1 protein-coding gene and 2 pseudogenes are annotated in these 1349 nt (G+C 43.2%); all 3 read left to right on the forward strand.

From position 1 onward, the window contains the following. Positions 1–688 (forward strand): annotated as a pseudogene (locus GTQ34_RS16545) (hypothetical protein); the annotation flags it as partial. Then, the gene (locus GTQ34_RS16550) at positions 685–1155 is read left to right on the forward strand and encodes a hypothetical protein (protein WP_166524921.1); all 471 of its coding nucleotides are present in this window, start codon (positions 685–687) and stop codon (positions 1153–1155) included. The pseudogene GTQ34_RS16545 and the gene GTQ34_RS16550, both read left to right, overlap by 4 nt. Then, positions 1142–1349, forward strand: a pseudogene (locus GTQ34_RS16555) (hypothetical protein); the annotation flags it as partial. The gene GTQ34_RS16550 and the pseudogene GTQ34_RS16555, both read left to right, overlap by 14 nt.

Genomic DNA, 1349 nt, shown 5'->3' on the forward strand with positions numbered 1-1349 from the left:
AATATATCTGGGAATAGGATTTTCTGTTTTGTCAATATGTTTCGCTTGCGAAGATATATTGGAGGTGCCGGATATTACGGACCAGACCGTTCTCATATTGGCCCCGAAAGAGGGCAGCACTATTGATATCAACGAAGTGGGTTTTAATTGGGAAGCTCTTGCAGATGCCACTTCTTACAGAATTCAGATTGCCACGCCAAATTTCGAGAACGCACTTCAGTTTGTCATGGATAGTGTTGTTCCTGTGGACACTCTGGGGAACGTCGCTACCCGAATCAATGTAGAGTTGACCAATGGAAACTACACTTGGCGCATAAAGGCATTGAACAGTGATTACGAAACATCATATTCCAGCAGCAGCTTCCAAGTAAATGGTGATGTAAATGCAGACATAATCCCTCCCAATACGCCGCAATTGGTAACACCAGCCGATGGGTCTTCCCAAAACAATACTACGGTGAACTTTACGTGGACCCGCGAGGATGTGGCGGGAACAGCGGAGAGGGACAGTATTTTTATTTATTCCGATGCGAATCTCCAGAATTTGACGATGAAGGCCATTGGGGCGAATAATGGGTTCACCACAGATTTATCGGCTGGAACTTTTTACTGGTTGGTACGTGCCTATGACGCGGCCGCTAATGAGAGTGAAAATAGCGACAGTTATAGTTTTACCATCGAAGAATGAGCAAGAACGTTAAAACATACGTGCTCTTGGGAGTTGTCTTGCTGATTTGGGGCATTATCGGATTTAAATTGCTTGGCGCATTTTCTCCAGAAACTGAACCGAGCTCCAAGGTTAGAGTATCGGAATATAAACCCGAAAAAGCGGTAGAAAGAGATACCTTCAGTCTAATTGCGAATTATCGGGACCCTTTTTTGGGCACTTTGCCGCAGGTCAAAAGCAAAGACCCAAGCCCGAAAAAGATCAAGAAACCCAAGGTTCAATTTCCCGGCATCTTTTTTACGGGTTTGGTTTCAGGAGGACAGACCAAAGAAAATATTTTTTTTGTGACCATTGACAATCGCCAATACCTTATGAGAAAAGGTGATATTAAGGAAGGAATCACCCTGGTCAAGGGTTCTCCAAATTCAATCAGCGTACATTACCAAGGACTCCATAAGACAATACCGTTACAGAATGGTGGTCAATAAGAGGGTAAAAGCAGGGGCATTACAATTTGTACTTTTTATAGGTGCCTTGATAGCCATATTGTTGTCGACCTTTGTACTGTTGCACCATGTGCACCATAAATTTGACAAAAAAACGGAAAAGACCATTACGTTGGTCAAAAAAGCCGATTGGGGCATCCATCATGCCCTATCACAAAATTTTCCCTTGAATGATT

Origin of the sequence: Flagellimonas ochracea (assembly GCF_009903685.1) — a bacterium.
In the GTDB taxonomy this organism is placed as follows: domain Bacteria; phylum Bacteroidota; class Bacteroidia; order Flavobacteriales; family Flavobacteriaceae; genus Flagellimonas; species Flagellimonas ochracea.

What these genes read in the sequence shown, in the direction of transcription:
- GTQ34_RS16550 (WP_166524921.1), top strand. Translation starts at nt 685, where the DNA reads ATGAGCAAGAACGTTAAAACATACGTGCTCTTGGGAGTTGTCTTGCTG.